This is a genomic window from Halalkalibacter alkaliphilus, from assembly GCF_023555415.1.
GTDB classification, from domain to species: domain Bacteria; phylum Bacillota; class Bacilli; order Bacillales; family Bacillaceae_D; genus Halalkalibacter; species Halalkalibacter alkaliphilus.
The window spans coordinates 26,452-48,297 of sequence record NZ_JAKRYL010000028.1; the positions used below are offsets into that span (position 1 = coordinate 26,452).

General features: G+C 36.8%; 23 protein-coding genes. 14 read left to right on the forward strand and 9 right to left on the reverse strand.

What is annotated here, in order from left to right:
- The first annotated feature begins 17 nt into the window (after positions 1-17).
- The 4 genes from MF646_RS19910 to MF646_RS19925 all read left to right on the forward strand — a co-directional run bounded on the left by MF646_RS19910 (position 18) and on the right by MF646_RS19925 (position 3,491).
- Positions 18-851: an aldo/keto reductase gene (locus tag MF646_RS19910; protein WP_275980386.1), complete on the forward strand. Its 834-nt coding sequence runs from the start codon at positions 18-20 to the stop codon at positions 849-851.
- 69 nt (positions 852-920) lie between these two features.
- A complete protein-coding gene (locus MF646_RS19915; RefSeq protein WP_250098253.1) occupies positions 921-1,904 on the forward strand; it encodes an aldo/keto reductase in 984 nt (327 codons plus the stop codon).
- A 102-nt stretch (positions 1,905-2,006) separates the two neighbouring features.
- Positions 2,007-2,639 carry a CAP domain-containing protein gene (locus MF646_RS19920; protein WP_250098254.1) on the forward strand — a complete coding sequence of 211 codons (633 nt, stop codon included), beginning with the start codon at positions 2,007-2,009 and terminating at the stop codon, positions 2,637-2,639.
- A gap of 156 nt (positions 2,640-2,795) precedes the next feature.
- Positions 2,796-3,491 carry an MgtC/SapB family protein gene (locus MF646_RS19925; RefSeq protein WP_250098255.1) on the forward strand — a complete coding sequence of 232 codons (696 nt, stop codon included), beginning with the start codon at positions 2,796-2,798 and terminating at the stop codon, positions 3,489-3,491.
- A 135-nt stretch (positions 3,492-3,626) separates the two neighbouring features.
- Here the strand turns inward: MF646_RS19925 and MF646_RS19930 are convergent, their stop codons facing one another.
- Positions 3,627-3,905 carry a hypothetical protein gene (locus tag MF646_RS19930; RefSeq protein WP_250098256.1) on the reverse strand — a complete coding sequence of 93 codons (279 nt, stop codon included), beginning with the start codon at positions 3,903-3,905 and terminating at the stop codon, positions 3,627-3,629.
- Positions 3,906-4,100: 195 nt separating this feature from the next.
- Here MF646_RS19930 and MF646_RS19935 point away from each other — a divergent pair, with 195 nt between their 5' ends.
- Positions 4,101-4,229: a YjcZ family sporulation protein gene (locus MF646_RS19935; protein ID WP_250098257.1), complete on the forward strand. Its 129-nt coding sequence runs from the start codon at positions 4,101-4,103 to the stop codon at positions 4,227-4,229.
- Positions 4,230-4,311: 82 nt separating this feature from the next.
- On the opposite strand, the gene MF646_RS19940 is transcribed toward MF646_RS19935, so the two are convergent.
- Complete coding sequence (locus MF646_RS19940; protein WP_250098258.1) at positions 4,312-4,569, reverse strand: hypothetical protein; 258 nt, start codon at positions 4,567-4,569, stop codon at positions 4,312-4,314.
- A gap of 160 nt (positions 4,570-4,729) precedes the next feature.
- Between MF646_RS19940 and MF646_RS19945 the strand changes: the two genes are divergently transcribed.
- Entirely contained in the window at positions 4,730-5,434 is a 705-nt protein-coding gene (locus MF646_RS19945; RefSeq protein WP_250098259.1) for a class I SAM-dependent methyltransferase, read from the forward strand.
- A gap of 57 nt (positions 5,435-5,491) precedes the next feature.
- On the opposite strand, the gene MF646_RS19950 is transcribed toward MF646_RS19945, so the two are convergent.
- Positions 5,492-6,919, reverse strand: a complete 1,428-nt coding sequence (locus MF646_RS19950; protein WP_250098260.1) for an LVIVD repeat-containing protein — start codon at positions 6,917-6,919, stop codon at positions 5,492-5,494.
- 904 nt (positions 6,920-7,823) lie between these two features.
- Here MF646_RS19950 and zwf point away from each other — a divergent pair.
- Entirely contained in the window at positions 7,824-9,308 is a 1,485-nt protein-coding gene (gene zwf, locus MF646_RS19955) for a glucose-6-phosphate dehydrogenase (RefSeq protein ID WP_250098261.1), read from the forward strand.
- Between the two features lie 159 nt (positions 9,309-9,467).
- Positions 9,468-10,334 carry a 5'-3' exonuclease gene (locus MF646_RS19960; RefSeq protein ID WP_250098262.1) on the forward strand — a complete coding sequence of 289 codons (867 nt, stop codon included), beginning with the start codon at positions 9,468-9,470 and terminating at the stop codon, positions 10,332-10,334.
- 59 nt (positions 10,335-10,393) lie between these two features.
- Here MF646_RS19960 and MF646_RS19965 read toward each other — a convergent pair whose 3' ends face one another.
- Together MF646_RS19965 and MF646_RS19970 are read right to left on the reverse strand one after the other, a co-directional pair.
- Positions 10,394-11,629 carry an MFS transporter gene (locus MF646_RS19965; RefSeq protein WP_250098263.1) on the reverse strand — a complete coding sequence of 412 codons (1,236 nt, stop codon included), beginning with the start codon at positions 11,627-11,629 and terminating at the stop codon, positions 10,394-10,396.
- Positions 11,630-11,767: 138 nt separating this feature from the next.
- Positions 11,768-12,172, reverse strand: coding sequence for a DUF4395 domain-containing protein (locus MF646_RS19970; protein WP_250098264.1), 405 nt, complete (start codon positions 12,170-12,172; stop codon positions 11,768-11,770).
- A gap of 159 nt (positions 12,173-12,331) precedes the next feature.
- Here MF646_RS19970 and MF646_RS23330 point away from each other — a divergent pair, with 159 nt between their 5' ends.
- Both MF646_RS23330 and MF646_RS19975 read left to right on the forward strand, forming a co-directional pair.
- Complete coding sequence (locus MF646_RS23330; RefSeq protein WP_275980387.1) at positions 12,332-12,466, forward strand: hypothetical protein; 135 nt, start codon at positions 12,332-12,334, stop codon at positions 12,464-12,466.
- 159 nt (positions 12,467-12,625) lie between these two features.
- Positions 12,626-12,826, forward strand: coding sequence for an alpha/beta-type small acid-soluble spore protein (locus MF646_RS19975; RefSeq protein ID WP_250098265.1), 201 nt, complete (start codon positions 12,626-12,628; stop codon positions 12,824-12,826).
- Between the two features lie 110 nt (positions 12,827-12,936).
- Here the strand turns inward: MF646_RS19975 and MF646_RS19980 are convergent, their stop codons facing one another.
- Positions 12,937-13,368: a CBS domain-containing protein gene (locus MF646_RS19980; RefSeq protein ID WP_250098266.1), complete on the reverse strand. Its 432-nt coding sequence runs from the start codon at positions 13,366-13,368 to the stop codon at positions 12,937-12,939.
- A gap of 114 nt (positions 13,369-13,482) precedes the next feature.
- Between MF646_RS19980 and MF646_RS19985 the strand changes: the two genes are divergently transcribed.
- The 3 genes from MF646_RS19985 (at position 13,483) to MF646_RS19995 (ending at position 16,561) form a co-directional block, all read left to right on the forward strand.
- The gene (locus MF646_RS19985) at positions 13,483-14,658 is read left to right on the forward strand and encodes an alanyl-tRNA editing protein (protein ID WP_250098267.1); all 1,176 of its coding nucleotides are present in this window, start codon (positions 13,483-13,485) and stop codon (positions 14,656-14,658) included.
- Positions 14,659-14,770: 112 nt separating this feature from the next.
- Positions 14,771-15,433 (forward strand): potassium channel family protein, encoded by a 663-nt coding sequence (locus MF646_RS19990; RefSeq protein WP_250098268.1) that lies wholly within the window; start codon positions 14,771-14,773, stop codon positions 15,431-15,433.
- A gap of 102 nt (positions 15,434-15,535) precedes the next feature.
- Positions 15,536-16,561, forward strand: coding sequence for an ion channel (locus MF646_RS19995; protein WP_250098269.1), 1,026 nt, complete (start codon positions 15,536-15,538; stop codon positions 16,559-16,561).
- Positions 16,562-16,642: 81 nt separating this feature from the next.
- Here the strand turns inward: MF646_RS19995 and MF646_RS20000 are convergent, their stop codons facing one another.
- A complete protein-coding gene (locus tag MF646_RS20000) occupies positions 16,643-18,070 on the reverse strand; it encodes a hypothetical protein (RefSeq protein WP_250098270.1) in 1,428 nt (475 codons plus the stop codon).
- 181 nt (positions 18,071-18,251) lie between these two features.
- On the opposite strand from MF646_RS20000, the gene MF646_RS20005 reads away from it, so the two are divergent.
- The gene (locus tag MF646_RS20005; protein WP_250098271.1) at positions 18,252-19,307 is read left to right on the forward strand and encodes a DUF3900 domain-containing protein; all 1,056 of its coding nucleotides are present in this window, start codon (positions 18,252-18,254) and stop codon (positions 19,305-19,307) included.
- Between the two features lie 99 nt (positions 19,308-19,406).
- Here the strand turns inward: MF646_RS20005 and MF646_RS20010 are convergent, their stop codons facing one another.
- On the reverse strand, positions 19,407-20,672 hold the full coding sequence (locus MF646_RS20010) for a glutamate-5-semialdehyde dehydrogenase (protein ID WP_275980388.1): 1,266 nt from the start codon (positions 20,670-20,672) through the stop codon (positions 19,407-19,409).
- A gap of 21 nt (positions 20,673-20,693) precedes the next feature.
- Positions 20,694-21,833, reverse strand: a complete 1,140-nt coding sequence (gene proB, locus MF646_RS20015; protein WP_250098272.1) for a glutamate 5-kinase — start codon at positions 21,831-21,833, stop codon at positions 20,694-20,696.
- Positions 21,834-21,846 lie beyond the last annotated feature (13 nt).

Consider the following 21,846-nt stretch of genomic DNA (forward strand, 5'->3'; position numbering starts at 1 on the left):
GAAAATAGGAGGGGATCATGATGGTGACAAGTTTACAGTCTACAGTAACATTACATAATGGTGTACAGATGCCTTGGTTTGGATTAGGTGTTTTTCAAGTGAGTGATGGTCAAGAGGTTGTTGATTCGGTTTTAGCTGCGATTAAAGCAGGTTATCGCAGTATCGATACTGCTGCTATTTATGGGAATGAAGAGGGGGTTGGCCAAGCAATCAAGGAATCTGGTGTTGATCGCAGTGACCTTTTCATTACATCAAAAGTGTGGAATGCTGATCAAGGATATGAAACAACATTAAAAGCATTTGACACAAGTTTGCAGAAGCTCGGTCTTGATTATTTAGACCTATATTTGATTCATTGGCCAACAGCTGGCAAATACAAGGACACATGGAAAGCTCTAGAGAAGCTTTATAGTGAAGGCCGTGTAAAAGCAATTGGTGTAAGTAATTTTCATGTTCATCACCTAGAAGACTTACTGAAGGATGCTGCTATCAAACCAATGGTTAATCAAGTTGAGTATCATCCACATTTAGCTCAAATAGAGTTACGAGCTTTTTGTAAAGAACAAGGGATTCAATTAGAGGCATGGTCACCACTAAAGCAAGGGGAGCTTTTAACTAACGATACGATCAATGCTATTGCAACAAAATATGGGAAATCAGCTGCACAAGTAATTTTACGATGGGATTTGCAAAATGAGGTAGTTACCATTCCAAAATCCGCGAAAGAACAACGGATTATCGATAATGCAAATATTTTTGATTTTGCGTTAGCAGAAGAAGACATGGAAGCAATAAATCGATTAAATAAGGATGAACGTGTAGGACCAGACCCTGATAACTTTAATTTTTAATAGGCCAAATAGAGAAAAAAGGGTTTTCCTGGCCCTTTTTTCTCTAATATTGATAAGGAGGAGAGATTTATGAAATATCGTCAATTAGGGGATACAGATTTAAAAGTGAGTGAGTTAAGTTTTGGTACGTGGGCGATTGGTGGTTCATGGGGAAAATCGAACGACCAAGAAGCTGTACTAGGTTTAGAACATGCGATGGATGCTGGAGTGAACTTCTTTGATACAGCAGATGTCTATGGGGATGGCCACGCAGAAGAATTGCTAGGTAGAGCAACAAAAGGCAAGGAAAATCAAATCTATATTGCTACGAAGTTTTGTAGAGCAGGGGACATTCATGATTTAGAAACTTACTCGGAAAAAAGTGTTAGAGCTTATTGTGAAGCGAGCTTGAAGCGCTTACAAAGGGAGAGAATTGATTTATTCCAAATTCATTGCCCTCCATTTGAAATTATCAAACATGGAGGAGTATTTGAAGTGTTAGATCAGCTTCAACAAGAAGGGAAGATTCGTCACTACGGAGTGAGCGTAGAAACTGTTGAAGAAGGGCTATACTGCTTGGATATTCCTAATGTGAAAGCATTACAAGTCATTTTCAATATGTTAAGACAAAAGCCATTATATGAGCTCTTTCCAAAAGCTTCAAAAAAAGGAGTCGGAATTTTAGCTCGTGTTCCATTAGCAAGTGGACTATTAACTGGGAAGTTTACGAAAGGTGCTAGCTTTGCAGAAGATGATCATCGAAATTTTAATCGAGATGGGGCAGCCTTTAATGTCGGGGAGACGTTTGGTGGACTTGAATTTAACAAAGGTGTTGAGTTAAGCAATGAACTAAAATGGACCGAAGAAGGCCGCGGGAATATGACAAGAGCTGCATTACGTTATATTCTTGATCAAGATTCTATTACTTGTGCAATTCCGGGATTTAAAACTGTCAAACAAGTAGAAGATAGCTTGCAAGCTGTGAACGTTCCATCATTTAGTAATGAAGAGTTAGCAAAATTAGAAGATTTTTATCAAAGTGAGGTTCATTCCCACATTCGTGGTGTATATTAGTGAACGGCATCAAAGTTTTCATACCTAAATGACAAATTCATGTATCGTTTTATCAAACCTAGAGACAATAAAATTGTAAAACATAATTCTCGGAGGTTAGAAATGAAACGATTACATGTATTAATGGTAGCTGTTGTTCTTATGTCGATGTTTTCTATTCAACCTGCTGCAAATGCTGAGGTAAAAATGTTTAATGAGCCACCTTTTTCTCACTATAAGGTGTCACGCGGGGATACGTTTTGGTTTATTGCCAAACGATATGGATTAGATTATCGTGAACTAATGAGATTAAATCCGGATGTGGTACCTACAAACATGCATGTTGGGGAAGTCATTCGCTTGAAGCCGGAAGCTTCTCATCATAGCGCATTTGAAGATCAAGTCGTGTCTTTAGTGAATCAAGAAAGAAGACAGCGTGGCTTAAATCCAGTGCAGCACAGAGCGGATGTCAAAAATGTAGCACATAAAAAAGCTCAGGATATGATTAATTCAAATTACTTCTCTCATAATAGTCCAAATTATGGTTCACCATTTGATATGTTGCGTACGTTTGGAATCAGTTACCAAGCAGCGGGTGAAAATATTGCTAAAGGGCAAACAACCCCTGAACAAGTGATGAGGGATTGGATGAACTCCCCTGGTCATAGACAAAATATTTTAAACCCACAATACGATACAATTGGTGTTGGATTTTATCATGGTGCGTGGGTACAAATGTTTATTAAAGCTAGGTAGTTCTTTTTTAGAAACTAAAAATGTAAAAAGGCAAGGTGTCTTAAGAGAATGCTTATTCTATAAGACACCTTCTTTTGGTGTGATCTTGATTGAAAAGAGGAGATTATTAAAGAAATAGCGAAATAAGAGAAGAAATGATTATAACGGAGGGATGCTATGTTTGTAGCGATTGAGCCTAATAGCTTTCTTTTTAACTTAGCTATTGCAACGATATTATGTACTGTTATTGGGATAGAAAGAGAATTAAAAAGGAAGCCTTTAGGGCTAAAAACATGTTTAGTCATTGGAATTATGAGTTGTTTGCTCACTTTTGTTTCAATTGCTGGTGCCGAAAACTATGCTGCTGCCCATAGCAAACCAATGGATCCGTTACGACTTGCAGCACAAATTGTTTCTGGAATTGGCTTTCTAGGAGCTGGTGTCATACTGAGAAGAAATAATGACATGATTTCAGGTCTGACAACAGCGGCGATGATTTGGGGAGCTGGCGGCATTGGTATTGCATGCGGAGCAGGTTTTTGGATAGAAGCGATTGTTGCAACAGTTCTTTTGCTCATAAGTGTTGAGTTTTTGCCATTTCTTTTTAAATTTATCGGACCAAAAGCGCTAAGGCAAAAGGAAATAAAAGTGAAAATAACGGTTAGCTCTGCAGAGAAACTTACATTTATTCTAAAAGAATTGAAAGAGAACCAAATGAAAGCTAGGAAAGTCAGGGTAAAAGATTTGGGCGATTCAGATTTACAACAAATGGAATTACTATTGTTAGTCGATGAGAAGATTTATACGACTGATATTTATTTTGCATTAAAGAAAATGCAGTATGTTAATGGGGTGGAGCTTGAATCGAGGTAAGATGCCGATTACAACGTGCACCTTTTTTCTAATTACTGAAATCGCCTTCTTAGGGCATAAGAGGAGCTAATCGGTTTCTAGTTAAAAAAGAGGAAAATAAACATAAAAAGCTCCTTAGCTTTTGCCCAATTCGATTTACATGAAAAAGATCCTGAAAATACTGATAACAACTGCAATGACACTAATTCCAGTTCCTGCTGACCATTTTATTAGCTGCAATTGCTGTTGCTGCATTTTGTTTTCCATTTCTTGTGCCAAAGCAAACTCTTTCTCAGACAAAATGCTATCGACAATTTCTGGGATGTCTTTTTGATTTAGTTGTTGTTCATTTGTTACACGAAGTGCCTCTATTTTTGCTTCTAATTCTTTTATTTTTAACTCTAATTCTTTCTGTTTTTTCTCCATATCATCCATTGGATGACCTCCTCATAACCACTCTATTTATAGTTTATTCCTTCTGATTCTTTGTGCATGTATCAATACCTATAAAAGAATAAATAATTCGTGAAGAAATGATATACGAGGTCATTAGCCCAATCAAAACAAACTATTTAACATAGGAATAGGATTGTGAAGTTTAGCTTTACGACATTGAAAGGAGTGTTAGAGATGACAGAGGGATTTTCTCTAATCGTTGTATTATTTATTTTACTAGTAATTGTGGGAGCGAGCTGGTTTGTTCCAGAATATACAACAGCTGCGCCAACATACGGATATGGATATGATTGTGGGTGCTAATGAATTATTAAATTGAGAAGCGTATAGGCTTTAAAATTTTAACAAATAGATGAGGAGGGCACTTAAGCCCATCCTCATCTTATTAGATCCACCATAATGCTGCACCTAAAACAAAGCCTGTAATTGCAGCTAGTGCAATTGGAAATCCAAATCTTCGTCTGCCATATCCATATCCCCATCCATAACCGTAGCCAAAGCCCCTAAAATGAGAACTAGTCGGTTGAAGGTATACATGAGTGTCTGTAACATGAGTAATTCTTCCTGAGTATTTCTTTCCGTCTATACAAGTAATCGTTACATCTCTTCCTGTATAACGGCAACAAAGTTCATAATATCCCATTTGTTACTCTCCTTTCATAAAAATAACTTGTTCACTTTATTCTATTTTTCTAGAAGTGAGTTGTTTATTAATCGGCCTAGCATAAAGGAAAATACGCACCTATCCTAAAGCACAAGTCAATATCCAATTCATACAATACAAAAAAGAGGAGGAAGGAAAAATGGATGATTATAGCTATGTAGATTTTCTTTGTGAAATCGGGATCGGAAGTGCTCATCCAGGTGGAGTGGATCGTACAAAGTACATTTTTCAGAAAGAGCTAGTTAAGAAAGAGATGAAAGTATTAGATGTTGGATGCGGGACAGGTGATACAGCACTATTTTTAAGAGAAGCTTTTCATTGCAAGGTTGACACAATTGAAAATCATTCTAGGATGATTGAAACAATCCAAAAAAAGTGTAAAGAAGTAGGGACAACAATAAACGTGGTCGAAGGGTCAGTGGAACAGATGCCTTTTTCTAATAACACATATGATTACATTATTTGTGAATCAGTACTAGCCTTTGTCGATGCAAATCAAGCATTAGAGGAATGTTACAGAGTTCTAAAAGACAAAGGAATTCTAATTTTAAACGAAATGTCGCTTGTACAATCATTAAATGAAAATGAGCTCAATCGCTTTAAAGGATTTTATCAACTACAAGAATGTAATACAGAAAATCAATGGAAAGAAAAGCTTGAGCAAACAGGATTCACGAAAATAGATTCATTATTGAATTCTACTACTATAGAAAGCCAACCGATTGAAATTTCACTTTCTCCGAATATTGATCCAAAATTATTAGACATGTTAGATGAGCATCAACGATTGCAACAAGAATTAGATGGGAAGGTAGGGAGTATTGTATTAAGGTGTCAAAAATAACAGGATAACTCTAACTGGTCGAATCGACTAGTTAGAGTTATCCCTATCCAGTACTAGTTAACGCCCCTTTCCGTTGTTAACTACTTTGTTACCTCTTGCTAATACTTTTAATCCTTGTCCCATATCTGATGCTAATACATAGTTACGGTCTACAAAGACTCCCCAAACATTGGCAGATTCAGGCGTATAGCGACCGATTTCAGTTGGATTATTAGGGTTAGTAATATCAACCATAATTACTCCACCAGAATAATATGATAAGTATAGTGTATTTCCGTGTACCTTTGGATCGTGAACAGTTTTAGCAAAAGTTGTTCTACCTTGTGATGTTTCAGGAATATCATACGTTAACTCAGTCGTAAATTCACTAAGAAGGACAGGATTTGTTTTATCTTTAATATCAAGGATACGTGTATATCCATATGCATCTTCATAACCATCCCCAACCGGATTGGATACTTCCCGTGTTTCAATTAATATGTTGCCGCCCCTAGCTAAAGCAGCCGAATGAGCAGCCCCTTTTTGGTCATCTCGATACTCTGTTCTTCCAAGGTAAACAGGATTTTCTGGATCTTGAATGTCAAAGATCACTGTTCCTAAATCCCACATGGATACATACGCATATTGCCCATTATTATCGGTAATGACACTGTGGTTAAAAACAGGTCTTGTATGTCCATCAGGTGCGTCCCAGTGATATCCGTTAAACTTTTCTGAAATTTCTTCTAGCTCTCTTGGATCCGACCCCCATAATTTTTCAGGGTTTGAAGGGTCTGAAACATCGATAATTTGAAAATCTTCATTTTCCCCGTGTGTATAATAATCAGCATAAGGACTAGATGCCAATACAAGGGCGCGATTTCCTTGAGTCGTTAAATACAGCTCATGCGTCCCAGTAATTCGTCTATCTAATTGATAAAAGCCTAATTTTTGTGGATCAGTTGGATCGGTTACATCGTATAAAAGCACACCTCCAACGCTGTCTGGTCTGCTCGAATTGTTTCGAGATGTTTGCTGCACGCTTACAGCTGCAAGGTCACCTTTAAAGTGTGGTGTATTCACAGATTTAACAATGACCTTTTCTTGCCATGTATATGGAACATCGTGAGCAAATACAGCAATTTCAACTGGATTTGATGGATCTTTTAAATCAAATACGCGAACTCCGCCATTTCCACCATTTGCTGTATGAGTGCCTAAATAAGCATATCCGTTATGGGCATAAACATCAGCAGTGTTATTCTGAACACCTTCTAACTCTTGTATTTGTACAGCAGCAGCTTCATAGAAATTTCCAACATTTTTCCTCCCCTTTAACAGGCTGCTTTCTAACGTCTTTAAATCTTCATTTGAGAAAACGATACGTTCTTCCCCTTTATTAACATCTGAACCGAGTGCGTCATGCGCAAGGGAAGTGGGGATAGTTGCACCAAATGCCATTGTTCCAACTAGTGCAGTAGTTAGTAGTAGCTTTTTCTTTTTCAAATAAACCCCTCCAAATTTTGTCATTTGTGTCACACAAATCGCATTATAAACAGATAATTGTAATTTGACCACTCGGTTGATATTTTGATATAACTTTTTTCTCGGAGGGATATACTAAAAAAGACCTAAAAAATAGGTTAGTATGTGAACGAACTAAATGTTTAGGGGCACTAATGAACTTGAAATTTTGAAATTAGAATAGTCTATTAGTTTTATTTTTTTTCTTTTATTAAATAGTTCTCATAGCACGTAAAGCTGTCTATTTCGTAACTCGAAAGGAAGTGCTAGGCAAATAAAATTTGACTTGTTTTGAAGTTGTGTATTTCATACGAAAGGTATAGTTCTTGTATCAAATTGGTTTGATAAAATATTTTTTGTCGATAATTTTAAAAATGAGTCGTATGATCAATTCTAACGACTTAAAAAAAGATTAACTATACATTTTTAGTCTATTTTTCTAGGAGTAATAACACAGATAGGGGTTAGGTCTTTATTTAATGTTAGATGAGTTTAGAAGAAGTTATAAAATACGGTTCTCGATGATTTAATGGATTCTTTTACTTTAATCCACACATTAAATTCAATAAAAAGACATATTTTTTTACCTAATTGAAAAAATGAACTGGACTAGATTTACCATTTCGTATAATATTATAAAAAGTCGAAAAAAATGAAATATTGAGTCAGAAAATATCAGAATAAAGAAATTCTTTTTGCTTTTTTCTGTTTATCCTTTCCGTAACAACGTATTATCAATAGAATTAATAAAAAATCTAATGCGGTTATTTTATCTTTTTGATGGCAAAAATGAAGATAATGAGTTTCGGAAGTTGACTTAATGAGTAAGTTTGCGTTACTTTTTTATATAGGAGAAGAGAGAACTACGTAAAGAGAGGCTGGACGAATGAAAAACATAGAGAACCCTAAAACAGCTTTTGTTATTTTTGGAGTAACAGGAGATTTAGCAAAAAGAAAATTATTTCCGTCCATTTATAAGTTATATAAAGCGGGAAAATTGTCAGAAAACTTTGCCGTTATCGGTGTAGCAAGAAGAGATTGGTCAGATGAAACGTTACGTGAGAATGTTACGAATTCAATACCTCAAGGAGAGGACCCTGAATTGGTTCAAAGATTTTGTTCCCATTTCTACTACCTTCCTTTTGATGTGACCAATAAAGAGTCGTACCATGAATTAGATTCAAAGTTGAAACAATTTGATGAGGAATACGAAATCCCTGGAAATCGTATTTTCTATATGGCAATGTCGCCAGAGTATTTTGGAACAATTGCTTCAAATCTGAAATCGGAAAAAGTAACGGAGACAAGTGGCTGGACAAGGCTTATTATTGAAAAGCCTTTTGGCAGGGACCTACCATCCGCTGAAAAGTTAAACAACGAGATACGCCAAGCTTTTTCAGAAGATGAAATTTACCGTATTGATCACTATTTAGGAAAAGATATGGTACAAAATATTGAGGTTATCCGATTCGCTAATGCGATCTTTGAACCATTATGGAACAATCAATACATATCCAACATTCAGATCACTTCAAGTGAAACATTAGGTGTCGAAGATCGCGGTGGATATTATGAGACATCTGGAGCCCTTCGTGATATGGTACAAAATCATATGCTTCAAATGGTTTCATTGCTTGCTATGGATCCGCCTATACGTCTCACAACAGACGAAATTAGAAGTGAGAAAATTAAAGTTCTTCGTGCTCTTAGAAATTTCTCTATTGAGGAAACGCCAAATTATTTCGTTAGAGGTCAATACGAAACGGGTGTAATCCAAGGGGAGGAAGTTAAAGGGTATAGAGAAGAAAATAATGTAGATCCTAATTCAATTACTGAGACTTATGTTGCTGGTAAAATTTTGATAGATAATCATCGCTGGGCGGGAGTTCCATTCTATATTCGAACTGGAAAACGAATGACTCAGAAATCAACTAAGATTGTGATTCAATTTAAGGACAGACCGATGAATCTATATTATAATGAAGACTCGCAAAGATATTCTAATTTATTGGAAATTTCCATTCAGCCAGATGAAGGAATTACTTTACAGCTCAATGGAAAAAAAGTTGGGACCTCAGGTGAAACAACACCAGTTCAACTTGACTATTGCCATGATTGTGTAGATACATCTAATACACCTGAAGCTTATGAACGTTTAATTTATGATTGTATTCTAGGAGATGCGACGAACTTTGCTCATTGGGATGAAGTGGACTTATCTTGGACATTTATTGATACCATTTCTAAAGCGTGGGAAAGCAGGGACATCGAAGTAGCTACGTATGAGGCTGGTTCTATGGGTCCTAAGCAAGCAGATAAATTACTTGCAGATGATGGATTCCATTGGTGGCCTATTACAACTAGAGGTTAAGCCAAAACGTGTATAATAATGTACAAGGGTTTGTCTAAAAAAAGACTGTAACAAAGGTTGCAATGGCGCTACGCTCGTTGCTTCAGGGTTATGCTAGAAGGTCAAAATCGGACCTTTTGGCATAACCCCTTTTATGTTGTTTATTAAGGAGTTTAGCATATGGATAAAAAGAAGATTTTACTTGTAGATGGAATGGCATTATTGTTTCGTTCATTTTATGCGACGGCAATGAGCGGGTATTTTATGGTCAATAGCAAAGGTGTTCCGACTAATGCTATTCATGGGTTTGTGAAACATTTATTTACAGCTATAAATGAACACCAGCCGACACATGTCATTTGTTGCTGGGATATGGGAAGTAAAACATATAGAACTGAGTTATATCCAGAATATAAGGCAAACAGAGGAGAACCACCAGTAGAGTTGATTCCTCAATTTGATTTAGTGAAGGAAGTTGTCCGGGATCTAGACATTCCAAATATTGGCTTGGAAGGGTTTGAAGCTGATGACTGTATTGGAACATTGGCAAAGGAGATGGGTCAACATTCAGAGGTTGCAATATTAACTGGCGATCAAGACATTTTACAATTGTTAGATAAAAATGTGTCTGTTATTCTCTTAAAAAAAGGATACGGAAATTATGATGTGTTTAATGAAGAAAGGTTTCATACCGAAAAAGGGATACGTGCCGCACAAATGATTGATCTAAAAGCATTAATGGGTGATAGTAGTGATAATTATCCTGGTGTAAAAGGGATCGGTGAAAAAACGGCATTACGACTACTGCAATCTCATGATTCAATTGAAGGCATTTTAGAAAATATTGAATTGCTTACAAAAGGCCAGCGGAAAAAAATAGAAGAAGAAATTGATATGCTGCATTTATGTAGAAAACTCGCAACGATTCATTGTGAGGTTGATATTCAATGTACGCTTGAAGAGTCCATCTTTAACATCAATAAGGATAAAATGTTAAAGAAATTCGATGAGTTAGAGCTTAAAAACTTGGACCAAATCTTACAGTAAGTATTTCTTCAAAAAGAGCTTGAACAAACCATTAAGAATTTGTTCAAGCTCTATTTTTTTCATGAGTTGTTTTCCTCAATCCATTTATCAGAAGGTAAAAAGAAAGTTAAAATACCGATTAATGGAAGGGTTACTGTAAACAATATCGTGTTTGTTAAACCGATCACATCGGCCATAAGCCCAAGGCCGACAGAACCTAGAGCCCCCATCCCAAACGCAAGGCCGACAATGAGTCCAGATACCATTCCAATCCTACCTGGGACTAGTTCTTGCGCATAGACGACAGATACAGAGAAGCTTGATAAAATAATAAATCCAATAATCGCAATTAATGGATATATAACAATAGTTCCAACATGTGGAAGTAAAAGGGTGAGTGGTGCTGAACCGAGCATTGACAGCATGATGATATTGCGCTTTCCAAAGCGATCTGCCAAAGGGCCACCAGCAAATGTTCCGATTGCCCCAAAAGCTAGAAAGATAAATAAGTAAACTTGTGCTTGCCCAATAGACATTTTATATTGTTCAATCAAATAAAAAGCATAAAAGTTTGTCATACCAGCTTGAAACCAAGAACGGGCAAAGACTAAGAAGACAAGCAAACAAATGGCCATAATAATTGTTTTCTTCTTTTTACTAGTATTCTCTACTTTGTTTTGCGCTTTTTTCGGTGCGGTAAATATCGTGTTCGTATTAATTTGAACGGAATACCATCGTGCAATATAAATAAGAAGACCAATAGCTATTGCGGCTAAAATTGTAAACCAGATTGAGCCAAATTGCCCTAAAGGCACTAGAATAAGAGCTGTAATTAAAGGTGCAAGTGCTTGACCTGCATTTCCACCAACTTGATAAATTGATTGAGCAAGGCCGCGCCTGCTGCCCGCTGCCATATAAGCAACACGAGAACCTTCAGGGTGAAAGGTTGCTGAACCGAGTCCAATAAAAATGACTGAAAGGACGACAAATAAAAACGAAGGAGCAAAAGCAATTCCAAGCACACCTATAAAAGTAAAACAAAGGCCAATGGGTAAAGCGTAAGGAGATGGCTTTCTATCCGTAAATGTCCCGACAACTGGTTGGATAAGTGATGAGGTGAGGTTTAGCGAAAAGGCAATTAGCCCGAGCTGTGTAAAAGTCAATCCCATCGATTGTTGCAAAATAGGAAACATTGCAGGAACGAGAGATTGAATCGTGTCGTTTAAGAGATGTACAAATCCAATAATGAGTAAAATACGATATGCCGTTTTTTGTTCAGGGACTTGAGTATCGATTTGTTTTTGTTGAGCTTGCATTCTGTTCGTCCTTCTTTCTATACACTAAATATTTACATAAATTATATCATGTTAGTTCTTAGTTAGAACTTTAAATCATGTAAAATTAAAGAGGGTATTGAAAAAGGTAGTCTTCCTTTTTTCAATACCCTCTTTTGTTTAATTGATTCGCTTATGCTTCCACATCATGTAACGGTAGCGAATGGTGCAGCCGATACAAAATCCAAGTAGAGCAATGCCTGCTGCTAACAGGACCATAATGCTAAATACATAACCAAGTTTCACAAATCCTACATTGAAAAACAACAAAGATAAACCAAGACAAATAGTTGCGATCCATTGATTGAAAATTTGTTGATCAGGATCTTCGAGAATGTACTTATCTTTTGGCTTCTTTAATAACTTTCTGCCTACTACCATAATTATATTACGCTTCGTTACAAGTGTAATAACTCCAATGATAAATGGGATAAGTAATATCCAATTAGAAAGAAGCAAGCTCAAAAGTACAGTAATAACGATAAACGCTTGATTTGTTTGTACGAGTGGTTTTGGAATTCCCATTAAAACAACCTCCTTACCTATGTATATTATATAACGCTGATTTCAGATGTGCATGTATTTGGATTACGAATGAGGAAATGTTCTAAAAAAAGACATTAATTATTGGAATGCTTTTTTTAACGTAAGGCAATAATATACTTGGCTAAGGAGGTGATACCAATGGCAAAGCGTAACAAAAACAAAAATAACAACAATGTTGAGGTAGAAAATGCAAATGTTGAATTTGCAGAAGAAAATGATGCACAAGAATTAAACAACCGTAACAACCGTAAGAATCGTAAGAACAATAAATAACATAGCTGTTTTGGTTTTACACATAGTACGAATGAAGGCCCTAGTGAATAACTAGGGTCTTCTTCAATGAAATGAAAACATTACCAGTTAGGAAAATACATAAGTAAAACTAGATTACACACGATAGTTAGTACAAAGTAAAAAGCGAGGTGATATCAAATGGCAAACAACAGCAGCAATAAACTTGTCGTACCAGGAGTAGAACAAGCTTTAGATCAAATGAAATACGAGATCGCACAAGAGTTTGGTGTTCAACTTGGCTCGGATTCAACCTCTCGTTCAAATGGATCTGTTGGTGGCGAGATCACTAAGCGACTTGTCCAACAAGCTGAACAACAGTTTGGTGGTTATCAAAAATAATAAAATAGATGGCATGCAGCTTAAACAAAATGTTTAAGCTGCTTTTTTAGTAGCTTACATGTTGAGAATGTTTGAAACAAAAAAAGAGGGCTTTTGTGCCCTCTTCCTTTTTACGATAGGCCGTGATCTTTTTCTGAGATCTCAGAAAGTGCTTCTCCGGCTTCATTTTCATAAATGTTTTGAGTAGCCAAATCTCCAATCGCTACCATCCCAACAATTTTTCCGTTTTCTACAACTGGCAATCGGCGAATTTGGTGCTCTGCCATCATGTTTGCGGCTTCGTGAGGATCGGTTGTTGGAGATGCTACAGTTAGATTTGTTGACATGCATTCCTCCACAGAAGCATGTGTATCGTCTCCATCTGCTGTAGCACGAATCGTAATGTCTCTGTCTGTAATAATCCCTACTAGTTCGCCATTTTTTACAACAGGGATCGATCCGATATCCTTTGACTTCATCATTGAGGCGGCTTCTTGAATAGACTGAGAAGCTTCGATCGTGATTACATCTGTTGACATGATTTCATTTAAGTTTTGTGCCATTATAAACACTCCTTTCAAGAGAAGTATCTGTTAAGAAGAGTTATTTATGCATGTATGATGAAGTGGTATGATAACAATATTGAGAGAATTTTGTGTAAGGAGAGTATATTGTATATGCATAAATTATATTATTTAGATGCCTATTTAAAACAATTTCAAGCCAGAGTTATCAAACAGGAACTCGATAATGATGGAAAATGGTACATCGTCCTAAATGAGACGGTTTTCTACCCAACAGGAGGGGGGCAGCCTCATGATATAGGGGAACTTGAAAAGGAGCCTGTAATAGGAGTTGAGGAGGTGGACGGTGAAATCCGTCATTACGTATCCAAGCCTCTTGATAGTGATGACCTTGTACATGGAAGCATTGATTGGGAAAGGCGATTTGACCATATGCAGCAACATGCTGGTCAACATCTCTTATCAGCATCATTTGCAGACCTATTTAATCTAGAAACGGTCAGTTTTCATTTAGGAAAAGAAGTATCAACGATTGACCTGCATACCCCGGATTTGTCAGAAGCTCAAGTAAAAGAAGCTGTTCAATTAGCAAACAACATTATACTTGAAAATCGACCTATTAAAACGAAATGGGTGGACAATGATGAACTGAGACATTATCGATTAAGAAAAACAACATCTGTAACAAAAGATATTCGCCTTGTCATAATACCGGATTTTGATTATAACGCCTGTGGTGGAACGCATCCTAAATCAACTGGAGAAGTTCGAGTGATTAAAGTACTGAATTGGGAAAGGCAAAAGAAAAACATACGAATAAAGTTCGTTTGCGGAAACCGTGTGTTAAATCAGTTTGATAAAAAACAATCTGTCTTACTTGCTTTAACTGATTTAATGAGTGCACCAGAACTAGATCTTGTGCATGTTATAAAGCAAAGACTTGTCAAAGAAAAAGAATTGGAAAAATCACTTGAAAAGCTCAAGGAAGAATTGCTTTCTTATGAGGCGAAAGAATTACTTAGTTCAGACGAGTTGGTTATTGGGCGTACATACGAAGATAGATCGATAAAAGAATTACAGAAGTTAGCTCAAATAATAACAGGTCAAGCTCCTAAGTGTACTGTGTTCTTCGTTTCAAAAAATGAGAATCGCTTACAAGTTGTCGCAGCTAGAGGGAAAGAATCAATCCTCAACTGTAAGGAGCCTGTATTGGCTGCATTACCTATTATTTCTGGAAAAGGCGGGGGAAGTGAATCGCTTATTCAAGGTGGAGGAGATGCCTTGACTTCATCTTCGGAATTTTTAGAGCATATTCTTGAACGAGTGTGACTTTTTAGAGGAACCATAGGATAAAGTATCGCTAGTCGTAAAGTGATAAAACGGATTGACAAAGCTCAAAAAAGAGGAGTTTTTAAAATGCACTAAAAGGGAGTGGGGGTAAATGGCAGTAAAAAAGCAATTTGCTGTAATTGGCTTGGGGCGATTTGGTGGAAGTATTTGTAAAGAACTATACAAAATGGGACATCAAGTTTTAGCTATTGACAATCGAGATCACAAAGTGAATGAATTTGCAACGTTTGCTACGCATGCAGTTATTGCCAATTCAACAGATGAAAAAGCTTTAAAATCTCTAGGTATAAGAAACTTTGAATATGTCATTGTTGCAATTGGGGATGATATACAAACAAGTATTTTGACAACACTTCTATTAAAAGAAATGAACGTTAAAAATGTATGGGTAAAAGCTCAAAATGCCTATCACCATAAAGTATTAGAGAAAATAGGGGCAGATCGTATCATACATCCAGAGCATGATATGGGAATTAGAATTGCTCAACATTTAAATTCTGAAAAAATCGTAGACTATATTGAATTATCAGAGGAATATAGCATTGTGGAATTGTTAGCGACAAGGAAAATTCACAATAAATCATTAGTTGATCTAAATGTTCGAGCAAAGTACGGTTGTACAATTTTAGCGATAAAAAGAGCCGAAAGAATTAATGTTTCTCCTTTGCCAGATGAGATCATTCATGAAGGTGATATGTTAGTCGTTATTGGTCATAAAAATGACCTGAAACGGTTTGAAGATGAAGGCATGTAATACGTATCGAAAAGCTTCTCAGTGTTGTGCTGAGGAGCTTTTCATAATCTTGTAAGAAATAGGAAATAATAATTGAGGTTAGTCCAAGAAGGAGGGGTAAATATGCTGTTTATTTTTGAAATTATGAGGATGACAGTGAAAATAAAAAAATTAACATTGCTTTTGCTTACATTTATTTTTTTAATCTGTAGTGCCTTCCTCATTCATTGGTTAGAGCCCGAAATGTTTCCTGACCCTTTTATTGGATTTTGGTATGTAATGACAACCGTCACAACAACAGGCTATGGTGATTTCGTGCCAGAGACAACATTAGGTCGTCTGTTTGGCTTATTTCTCTATTTTGTTGGTATTGGACTAATTGGTATTGTCATTGGGAAGATCGTAGAAGGATTTGGGATATACAGAAAGCTAAAGGAGGAAGGGAAATTGAGTTACAAAGGGCAAGGTCACTATGTGATCGTAGGGTGGTCAAGTAAAGCTAAACATACAATGAATGAAATTCTAGAGATAGATGATAAGGCAAAGATTTTAGTAATAGATTCAAGGGCAAAGACTCCTTTTGAACATGAGAAAATGAGTTATATTCAAGGAGACCCAACCGATAAAGAAATATTAGAAAAAGCGAATATAATACAGGCAAAGGCTGTATTAATTTTCACACAGGACAATGAATTTAATCCCACAGCAGCTGATGGCCAATCTTTGCTAACCGTGTCCGCAATTGAAGGCTATGCAGTTGAAATGAAACAGGAAATCTATACAATTGTTGAAATTCTTAAGGAGAAACATATCTCCAATTTTAAGCATGCGAATGTCGATGAATTTGTTATTGCAGATGAGGCACTTTCTGATTTAATGGCCAAATCAGCCGTTGATAAAGGCTCAAGTAAATTAATTATGAAATTACTAAGTAGAAAAAGTGGGGTTGATATTAGGAAAATAAAAAAGCAGCCAGTTTGGCAAACATATAATGATGCATTTGAAGAATTAAAGCAACTCGGGGCTACACTTATATCTGACCGTAATGATTTTAATTTGTTAACAAAATTAGAGGAACCGATACCAAATGAAGCGGAACTGTATGTGATTTGTAGCAAGGAAGCGTATGAGAAAATGGCTACATCTTAAGGAGTCTATAAACAAAGGCTGTTAATACTCCTTTTAACTAAGTAGGGTTACCACATTAGGATAACCCTATTTTGACATCAACTATAAAAAAAGCAATCCAAAAATCGTTGTAATTGTTAAACCAATGATCACGGGTATGAAACTTTTTCGAACGAGATCTAAAACTGATATTTTGGCAAATCCGGCTATGGCAATAATAGGTGACCATGCAACCAATGTCCCGCCGCCAACCCAAATCGCTCCCATCTGACCAATTGCTGCTAACGTTGCAGGGTCTACGCCGACAGTTGTGGCAAATGCATCAGAGAGGGAACCAATTAACGGCAGACCTGAGAATCCGGATCCGTCTAGACCTGAAATCATTCCAAGTATAAGGATTCCAAAACCTGTAATAAAAGCATTATCTGGGATAGCGTGTTGACTTGACTCTACTAAATCAAATAAAAAGGCAGGTGCATGATCTGGATCGTTTACTCCTAAAATACTTGCAGAAAACTCTCCACTTCCCATAAAGAAAAAACCTGCTATTGGAATGACTAAACCCATGACTTTAAAAGCAAAAACGAACCCTTTGACAATATGATCACTGACTTCTTTTAACGATTTTCGATAATCACGGAATAAAGATATAGTGATTAATAATAAAACCGCAATACCACCAATTATCGAAGCGCCTGCTCCGTCTGCAATGGCTGGAATAGCATCAGAAAACGTAGCTAGAACAACATATACAACAATTGCTAAAAAGGTAGAAGGAACGAGAAAGGCAAAGAACTTGCTATAATTTCCTTTTTTTACATCCAAATCATCTGATTGTAACGTGACATCACTATCTCCGCTTTTTTCCCACTCGGTCAGATTTTTCTTAGCAGGAGGAACGATCGATTTTCGAATCATAAAATAGGCAATTGATAATGCGATCGTACCTGCGACGATGGATAAGATTAGAGCTCGGTCGGCAACTGCTGCTGCTTCAATGCCTGAAGTCGAGGCAGTTAATCCTGGAGCGACTTGAAGTACAAAGTCGGATGATAAAGCCATCCCGTGACCAGCTAACGAAATCGCTAATGCTGCACCAATTGGTGGCAAACCAGCTTTGATCGCAACAGGAATTAGCAATGCTCCGATTAGTGGTACGGCCGGGGCGGGCCAGAAAAATAACGAAATTGAATAAGTTACTAAAACAAGAATCCAAAAAGAAAGATGTCCGTTTTTCATGACTTTTTGAAAAGGTATAACCATTTGTTCGTCAGATCCAATCGATTTTAACGACTGTAGTAAAGCGGTCATGATAGCGATAATTAAAAAAATATGAAATAGCTCTCCGGCTGCAGTTAAACTTGCATTAAAGATCGCTTGAATCCCGCTTAAAAAGGACCCGTTGTATACCCATCCAATTAGAAAACTCATTAATATGGCTGGAACAACTACATTTTGCCTAAATAACATTGTTACAATAATTAAGCATGTTCCGGCTAAATATAACCAGTGTGCCATTGTTAATTCCATTGTTCTAATCTCCTTTATACGGATTTTAGAAGAAACGATACCATCCTATGCAGAAGCCCAACTTAATGTGAAAGAGGCCGTTTACGTATACTTGAATAAAAGACATTACTGAAAAACAATGATATAATTTGTACGTTAATTTTATAGTGCTTATTATTAGGTTGAGGAACTAGGTGATTATATGGATTTTACGATTAATTATTTATCATTCTTTGTCGTTCAAGTCGACGGACAAGGAGAGCAAGCAGATAAGCGTTTTAAGCATTACCAAACTTTAGATGAAGTGATGTACATAGATAGTGCGTTAAAAGATTTTCTTGATGGGGAATTAATGAAAGTTGCAAAGCGGAAGGTAGAACGGAACCCAAAGTCAGATTCAGTTCCAACGAAAATCGGTCGGTTTATTGTGGAACCAGGATATGATTTAGAAACAAACCCTAATTATAATATGTTTCATCGAATTCGTTCAGCAGGTTCAATAGATGATTTTAAGAATAGTAGTGAAGAGTTGGTTCAAGCTTATATGGATACAAGTGCGATAAGGGGAGGAGCATTACTGGTTCTGCGAGCTAAATTTAATAAATACTTTGATGAACCATTTGTCTTTGTTTTAAAATGTGACTTTGAACAAAAAGTAGCAACCATTACAGATGAAAAAACGATGATTCGTAATGTTGAACGAGCGATTACAACAAAGAATATGAAATCTATCCAGTATCCATATATGCCGGAAGAAGGTATGCTTGAAGAGTGGGAGCTTAAGATTCATCAATCCTCACATGCTAGATACTTTGAAGACTTCTTAAAGTTTGTCGAGTACCATCAATCGTTACCAGAGATTGTTAAAACACAGGTTGTGCAAATGGCACAGCAACATATTGCTGAAACGTATCGGGAGGAGAGTCCTGAACGAATCCAGGAAGAAGAGTACATTGAAGCTTGGTCGAATACTCCAGTTCGTGAAATGCAGGAAAAGTGGACGCCAGAGCAAGTTGTAGAAGCATCAGCTCCAATCATTGAACATCAGCCGGAGATTCCGTTAAAGCTGAAGCTTGACCATATTGATGTAAAGGCAATGTTATCGGATTTTGGTGAAAGTCTCCATATTGCGAAGGTGAATGGAAAGTATGTGATTGTCATTGAAGGAGATTCGTTTACGTTTGAGAAGGGGGTTTCACCGGTGGAGTTTTTGAAGCCGGAGCCTTTGGATGAGGTGTTGAGGAAGGTTGGGAGGTAGGTAAAGGGGTATTGCCTAAATAAGGAATGGATGAGGGTTTCTCTATCCATTTCTTATTTAGTGGGGATAATATTGTAGCTTTAAGGGTTTACCCTGCAACTACCTAATTTGTCCATTTCCTGAAATTTGTAATTTTGTTGTAGTTAAGGCTGGCAGCCCCATTGGTCCACGAGCATGAAGTTTTTGGGTCGAAATTCCAATTTCTGCTCCGTAACCTAAAGCGCTCCCATCCGTAAATCGTGTTGAGGCATTATGATAAACGGCAGCAGCGTCAACTTCCTGTAAAAATTGTTCTGCGATGTTTTGATTTTCTGTAATAATTGCCTCAGAATGTTTCGTTCCATATTTTTCTATATGGGTAATAGCTTCTTGAATGTCATTGACAAGTTTAACGGCAAGATCTAAACTCAAATATTCCTCAGCCCAATCTTTTTCAACAGCCTCAACAGAGCCAGGAATCATTTTCACAGCTTCCTTATCACCATGTACGCTAATGTTATATTCGTTGAGCTTAGAAATTAGCAAATCCTTATGATTCATAAACCAATCTTTTTGAATAAGTACCGTTTCTAAGGCATTACAAACAGCAGGTCGATCAGTCTTAGCATTAATAATAATATTTAACGCTTTTTCTACATCAGCTTCTTTGTCTATATAAATATGGACGTTACCAACACCGGTCTCAAGGACGGGGATGGTTGCTTTTGTTACGACGGTTTCAATTAATGAACCACCACCTCTAGGGATGAGAACATCGATATATTGTTTTAAGGTAAACAGTTGTTCAGTCGCTTTTCTATCTGTACTAGCGATAAATTGAACTGCGTCTACTGGTATTTTTGTTTTATTGAGAGCTTCATGAATGACAGAAACGATTGCTTTATTTGAAGACAAAGCAGAAGAACCGCCTTTTAAGATGATCGCGTTTCCTGATTTTAAAGCAAGTCCCGTCGCATCGACCGTTACGTTCGGTCTAGCTTCATAAATCATTCCTATTACTCCGAGAGGAACACGCACATTTTTTACTTTCAGTCCATTTTCCAATGTCCATTCAGAAACAATTTCACTTGTAGGGTCTTTCAATTTAACAACCTCTCTTAGACCATTGGCAAAGTCATTTACACGTTCTTTCGTTAGAAGGAGACGGTCCATAAAGGCACTATCGAAGTTTTTTTCTTTTCCTTTATCAAGGTCCTTTTGATTCTCATTTAATAAAAATGAGTAATTCTTTTCTAATTCATCCGCAATGATAAGTAAAGCTTCATTTTTATCGTTTGTAGACAAAATACTTAATGCCTTGCCAGCTATTTGGGCCTTCTTTGCTTGCTCTTTCACATTTATTTGACTACTAGCTATTTTACTCAAGCAGATTCTCTCCTTTAATTGTTAGTTTGGTGTATTTATATTTGTATAGCAAACGAAGTCATTTTGACTAATGGCTTCACTTTTTGTTACTTTTATATGGTCTGGAATTTCCTTTAGTTTGAGTCTTTTGATTTCCCTTAGCTGCTCAGCAGAGTAATTAATGACACCACGCCCGACTTCGTCTCCATTCATATGACGTATAACAACAACATCACCACAATCAAACGTTCCATTCACTTCCCGAACTCCTTGTGGAAGTAAGTGACTTTGCTCTTCTGTAATAGCGATACGTGCTCCTTCATCAATAATGACTTCGCCTTTTGTACCTGAATTAAACGCGATCCAATGCTGTCTTACATCTAGATCATCTTGCTCTGCATTCGGTTTAAAATAGGTCCCTTTTGCTCTATGGTTCACAGCATCCAATAAAATATTTGGTTTATTCGCATCTCCAATAAATGTTTCAATTCCTGCAGCTAGTGAGATTTTTACGGCTTCAATTTTAGAACCCATTCCTCCTGTTCCAACTTCACTATCTGAATCACCAGCAGCATCTTCAATCTCTGGAGTAATTTCTTGAACTACCTCTATAAGTTTAGCGTTAGGGTTTGTTCTAGGGTTGTCGTTATATAGCCCATCAATATCTGATAAAATAACGAGTTGATCTGCTTCAACCAAACCAGCGACCTTAGCTGATAAGGTGTCGTTATCGCCAAATTTTAATTGCTTAATGGTAATGGTATCGTTCTCGTTAACAATTGGAACAGCTCCTCGTTCTAAAAGGACTTGTATCGTGTTTCGGGCATTCATATACCGTTTTTGATCTAAAAAATCACTTCGAGTAATTAATATTTGTGAAGCTACATATCCATGAGATCCAAATCTCTCTGAATATGCTTCCATCAAAAGGCATTGTCCGATGGAAGCTGCAGCCTGTTTTTCAGCCAAGTTATGAGGGCGTTCTATAAAGCCAAGTTTTCGATATCCCGCCGCAACAGCCCCTGAAGATACTAAAACAAGTTCATGACCATCATCTAAAATAAGCGCAATTTCATCCACTAAGCGGACTAATTTCCTTATACTAATTTCACCGTTTCGACTCGTTAATGAACTACTGCCAATTTTGACAACAATTCGTTTCTTTTGTTGACTTTCTCCCAATTTTATTCACCTC

Bases quoted from the DNA above. Each gene is read 5' to 3' on its own strand.
- MF646_RS19990 (WP_250098268.1), top strand. From the start codon at position 14,771: ATGGCAGTAAAAAAGCAATTTGCTGTAATTGGCTTGGGGCGATTTGGT.
- MF646_RS19940 (WP_250098258.1), bottom strand. From the start codon at position 4,569: ATGGGATATTATGAACTTTGTTGCCGTTATACAGGAAGAGATGTAACG.
- MF646_RS19965 (WP_250098263.1), bottom strand. From the start codon at position 11,629: ATGCAAGCTCAACAAAAACAAATCGATACTCAAGTCCCTGAACAAAAA.
- MF646_RS19985 (WP_250098267.1), top strand. From the start codon at position 13,483: ATGCATAAATTATATTATTTAGATGCCTATTTAAAACAATTTCAAGCC.
- MF646_RS19930 (WP_250098256.1), bottom strand. From the start codon at position 3,905: ATGGATGATATGGAGAAAAAACAGAAAGAATTAGAGTTAAAAATAAAA.
- MF646_RS19915 (WP_250098253.1), top strand. From the start codon at position 921: ATGAAATATCGTCAATTAGGGGATACAGATTTAAAAGTGAGTGAGTTA.
- zwf (WP_250098261.1), top strand. From the start codon at position 7,824: ATGAAAAACATAGAGAACCCTAAAACAGCTTTTGTTATTTTTGGAGTA.
- MF646_RS19910 (WP_275980386.1), top strand. From the start codon at position 18: ATGATGGTGACAAGTTTACAGTCTACAGTAACATTACATAATGGTGTA.
- MF646_RS19995 (WP_250098269.1), top strand. From the start codon at position 15,536: ATGCTGTTTATTTTTGAAATTATGAGGATGACAGTGAAAATAAAAAAA.
- MF646_RS23330 (WP_275980387.1), top strand. From the start codon at position 12,332: ATGGCAAAGCGTAACAAAAACAAAAATAACAACAATGTTGAGGTAGAA.
- MF646_RS19925 (WP_250098255.1), top strand. From the start codon at position 2,796: ATGTTTGTAGCGATTGAGCCTAATAGCTTTCTTTTTAACTTAGCTATT.
- MF646_RS19980 (WP_250098266.1), bottom strand. From the start codon at position 13,368: ATGGCACAAAACTTAAATGAAATCATGTCAACAGATGTAATCACGATC.
- MF646_RS19920 (WP_250098254.1), top strand. From the start codon at position 2,007: ATGAAACGATTACATGTATTAATGGTAGCTGTTGTTCTTATGTCGATG.
- MF646_RS19975 (WP_250098265.1), top strand. From the start codon at position 12,626: ATGGCAAACAACAGCAGCAATAAACTTGTCGTACCAGGAGTAGAACAA.
- MF646_RS19945 (WP_250098259.1), top strand. From the start codon at position 4,730: ATGGATGATTATAGCTATGTAGATTTTCTTTGTGAAATCGGGATCGGA.
- MF646_RS20000 (WP_250098270.1), bottom strand. From the start codon at position 18,070: ATGGAATTAACAATGGCACACTGGTTATATTTAGCCGGAACATGCTTA.
- MF646_RS20005 (WP_250098271.1), top strand. From the start codon at position 18,252: ATGGATTTTACGATTAATTATTTATCATTCTTTGTCGTTCAAGTCGAC.
- MF646_RS19960 (WP_250098262.1), top strand. From the start codon at position 9,468: ATGGATAAAAAGAAGATTTTACTTGTAGATGGAATGGCATTATTGTTT.
- MF646_RS19970 (WP_250098264.1), bottom strand. From the start codon at position 12,172: ATGGGAATTCCAAAACCACTCGTACAAACAAATCAAGCGTTTATCGTT.
- MF646_RS19935 (WP_250098257.1), top strand. From the start codon at position 4,101: ATGACAGAGGGATTTTCTCTAATCGTTGTATTATTTATTTTACTAGTA.